Annotated in this window: 4 protein-coding genes; all 4 read left to right on the forward strand. The window is 53.7% G+C overall.

Features of this window, described 5'->3' with window-relative positions; all coding sequences use genetic code 11:
- Nucleotides 1-1,319 (forward strand): thymidine phosphorylase family protein (locus tag B3O33_RS10005; RefSeq protein ID WP_292363521.1); only part of this gene is annotated, 1,319 nt, incomplete at its 5' end.
- Nucleotides 1,316-2,242, forward strand: coding sequence for a ribose-phosphate diphosphokinase (locus B3O33_RS10010; RefSeq protein WP_292363522.1), 927 nt, complete (start codon nt 1,316-1,318; stop codon nt 2,240-2,242). The genes B3O33_RS10005 and B3O33_RS10010, both read left to right, overlap by 4 nt.
- The gene (locus tag B3O33_RS10015) at nt 2,239-3,594 is read left to right on the forward strand and encodes an MBL fold metallo-hydrolase (protein ID WP_292363523.1); all 1,356 of its coding nucleotides are present in this window, start codon (nt 2,239-2,241) and stop codon (nt 3,592-3,594) included. The genes B3O33_RS10010 and B3O33_RS10015 overlap by 4 nt, the downstream gene beginning before the upstream one ends.
- Before the next feature lie 32 nt (nt 3,595-3,626).
- Nucleotides 3,627-4,054: ATPase (locus tag B3O33_RS10020; protein ID WP_292363524.1), on the forward strand; the 428-nt coding region annotated here is incomplete at its 3' end.

Consider the following 4,054-nt stretch of genomic DNA (forward strand, 5'->3'; position numbering starts at 1 on the left):
TTTCGGGGAGTGCAGGGTTATCCAAAATTGCCATGCGCCGCCTGGGTGCCATCGATGGCGCTGCGATTATTGTCGGTCATGCACCGGTGGTGACATCGCTCGCTGCGGTTCGCAAAAAAATATTTGGACACAAACTCAGTGATCAAGAGATTACCGCTATCGTCGAGGACATCGGCGACCACCGCTATTCGGATATCGAAATCGCCAGCTTCCTCAGTGTGTGCGCGGGTAGCCGTTTAGACGTAGATGAAATCATCAGTCTCACCCAGGCCATGGTGGCCTGTGGTAAGCGGCTGAACTGGCCAGACGAAGCCATGGTTCTTGATAAACACTGCATCGGTGGGCTGCCGGGCAACCGCACCACACCGCTCGTGGTGTCCATTGTCAGCGCTGCGGGACTCACCATCCCTAAAACCTCCTCGCGGGCGATCACCTCTCCCGCCGGTACTGCGGATACTATGGAGGCACTGACTACCGTCAATCTGGAGCTCAATGAGATTCAACGTGTAGTGGCTGAGACCCATGCCTGTCTTGTTTGGGGTGGCGCTGTCAACCTGAGTCCGGCCGACGATTTGTTGATTCGCATTGAACGGGCCCTGGATTTGGATGGTGAAGGGCAGTTGATCGCCTCGGTTTTATCAAAAAAAATCGCTGCCGGTTCCACTCATGCGGTGATAGATATTCCCGTCGGCCCCACCGCTAAAGTGCGTTCCCAGAACGACGCCGATCGCCTTTCCTCACTCTTTACCCAGGTGGGAGCCGCCTGTGGTATTCAAATTCGCTGCCTTATTACGGATGGTAGTCAGCCGGTTGGGCGTGGTATCGGCCCGGTAGAAGAAGCGCGGGATGTGCTGGCAGTATTGCAGCGCGAGCACAGTGCACCACAGGATCTTCGGGAGCGTGCCTTGTTTCTGGCTGCACATCTGTTTTCACTTGCTTATCAAGAGCGTTATGAACAAGGGCTGGAAAGAGCGATCGCGATTTTGGATGAAGGTAAAGCCTGGCAGCAGTTCCAGCGCATTTTGGCCGCGCAGGGTGGGATGAAAGCCCTGCCTGACGCCAGCTACCAACATACCGAAGCGGCCACAGCAGTGGGCACACTTACCGCTATCGACAATCGTCAACTCGCGCGTCTGGCGAAGCTGGCAGGCGCTCCGGCGACAGCGGCTGCGGGGTTGCGTCTACATGCTCGAGTCGGCGACAAGGTCACCGTCGGACAACCTTTATTTACGCTCTGTTCCGATACGATCGGAGAGCAACAGTATGCGATGGCGTTTTATCGCCAATCGACAATTTTTACGGTCGAGAAGGAACGATGAGCGAGGCGATGACCGTGAAAGATAAATCTCCAGTGGTGTTTTCCCTGAACAATCATCCGTTGGCTGAGTCACTCAGTAACGCGATTGGTGGTCAACCTGGCGAGTTTAACGCTCGGCAGTTTCCGGATGGGGAGTCCTATCTGCGTATTCAATCTGATGTAGAAAATCGCGCCTGTATTGTGGTGGCTGATCTGTCACACCCAAACATCAAATATCTGCCGTTGTTGTTTTTATTGGAAACACTGCGGGAGCTGGGAGCGTCGCAAGTGGGGTTAGTGGCGCCTTACCTCAGTTATATGCGTCAGGATCGCCGTTTTGTCGATGGGGAAGCGGTTACTTCACGTATTTTTGCCAAGTGCCTTTCTCAACATGCTGATTGGCTGGTTACGGTCGATCCACATTTGCATCGCTATCATTCTCTGGATGAAATCTATTCCATACCCAGTCGTGTTGTGCAAGGGGCTCCGGCATTGGCGCACTGGCTCAAAACGCAAAGCAACCTACTGTTGGTAGGGCCGGACAGCGAAAGCGAGCAATGGGTTGATGAGATTGCTGCCTTTAGTCAACATCCTTTTGTGATTGGAGAAAAGCAGCGCTTCGGGGATCGCCAAGTCGAAGTGATGCTGCCCGACATCAACGAATTCAGGGATAGAACGGCAGTGATTATCGACGACGTTATTTCCAGCGGGCAAACAATCCTGGAATGCGTTAAAACACTTCGGTCCAAAGGTATCGACAACATTCAGTGCGTGGCGGTGCACGGCATATTTGCCGATCACTCCGATAAAACCTTACTGGCCTCAGGCCTGAGCCAACTGGTCACATCCAATACCATCCCCCATCCTTCCAACGCTATTGATATTACGTCGCAACTGATTGCGCCCGTTATCAGCATGCTTAAATTGCCAGGAAAATCATTATGAAAATTACCTTTGTCGGCGGCACCGAGACCGTTACCGGCTCAAAATTTCTGCTGGAAACTGAAACGACAACCGTATTAGTCGATTGCGGTTTGTTCCAGGGCTACAAGTGGCTGCGGGAACGCAACTGGCAAACCTTGCCCCTGGACATCGACAAACTGGATGCGGTGCTGCTCACTCACGCACATCTGGATCACTCCGGTTATATCCCGGTGCTATACAAGCGCGGCTTTCGCGGCCCGGTGTTTACCCATCACGCCACTAAGGCCCTGTGTCAGATTTTATTGGCCGACAGCGGCCATATCCAGGAGGAAGACGCCAAGTATTACAGCAAACATAAATTGGGCAAGCACGCGCACCCTGAGCCGCTTTACGACCGTCAAACGGCGGAAGCCAGCATGAGGCTATTTCAGTCTGTGGAGTTTGATGAACAGATCGAGGTCGGGGATATCCGTTTTTATTTACAGCCTGCCGGTCATATTCTCGGCGCCGCCAGCATTATCGTTGAAGCGGAAGGGAAACGAATCGGCTTTTCTGGTGATGTCGGTCGTTTCGATGATGTGCTGATGAAACCTCCTCGGCCATTGCCGGAGCTGGATCTGCTGTTGATGGAGTCCACTTACGGCAACCGCCGGCACGACACCCAAGATCCGTTTCAGCAGTTGGCGGAAATTGTTAACCGTGTCGCCAAAAGCGGCGGCGTGCTGCTAGTCCCGGCCTTTGCGGTAGGGCGGGCGCAGGCCTTGCAACATCTGTTGGCGACCCTGATGGATCAGGGCGATATCCCCAAAATGCCCATCTATCTCGACAGCCCCATGGCGATCAAAGTATCGGATATTTTCTGCCAGTTCAGTGATCAGCACCGGTTGAGTCACGAGCAATGCTACCGCCTATGCGATGGCGTGACCTATACCCGCACGGTGGACGAATCGAAGGCGATTGCCGGACAGGCTTTCCCCCATATTGTTATCGCTGGCAGCGGCATGGCTACCGGAGGTCGTATTCTCCACCACTTCAAACGCCTGTTAGGCAGTTCTAAAACCACGGTACTGTTTACCGGTTATCAGGCGGGCGGCACTCGGGGCGCAAAAATGCTGGAGGGTGTTGATGGGGTTAAAATCCACGGAGGCTGGGTACCGTTGAGAGCCACTGTCAAAGTCATCTCAGGTTTGTCGGGGCACGCAGACTACCTCGAACTGACCCAGTGGTTACAGCAGTCAGCGCTGACCGATACTACTCGAATTCAACTGATTCACGGTGACCCGGAAGCCCTTGAAACCCTTCGGGTGCACTTGCAGGAGCACACCGCGTTTGCGGTGAATGTGGCGGGTTATCGCGATATTTTGCGCCTGTAATCGAAGAGATAATCCACAGCGGAGAAAAAGTTATGCAAATTGAAACCTTAAAAGATGTGCTGCACTGGACTCGGGAATTTCACCAACACCTCAGCCAGTGTTTATCCCACTGTGCGGACAAGAATATGGATGAACGGGCCCGGATGATCCTTGCGTATCTGTCCGATCATGAGAAGGCACTGACCAAGGTAGTCAGCGGGTTTGAAACCTCAGGCGACGAGCATGCACTGAACACCTGGTGTTACGAATATGTGGCAAAGCACCCCATCGTTCGGCATGCGCATTGCGACGCCCCCTTTGCCGAGCTGGATGCGACGCAAATCATGGAGGTGATAGTCGATCAACACCAGCAGGTGATTGAACTGTATCGCTATCTCGCCTCCAGGGCGGAGATCCCCTCTGCCAAAGAGTTGATGGAATCACTCCGGTCGCTGGAGGAGCACGAAATGATGCGTATGGC

The organism is Methylophaga sp. UBA1464 (genome assembly GCF_002325665.1).
Taxonomy (GTDB): domain Bacteria; phylum Pseudomonadota; class Gammaproteobacteria; order Nitrosococcales; family Methylophagaceae; genus Methylophaga.

Excerpts from the sequence above, each read along its gene's own strand:
- B3O33_RS10010 (WP_292363522.1), top strand. The coding sequence starts at position 1,316 with ATGAGCGAGGCGATGACCGTGAAAGATAAATCTCCAGTGGTGTTTTCC.
- B3O33_RS10015 (WP_292363523.1), top strand. The coding sequence starts at position 2,239 with ATGAAAATTACCTTTGTCGGCGGCACCGAGACCGTTACCGGCTCAAAA.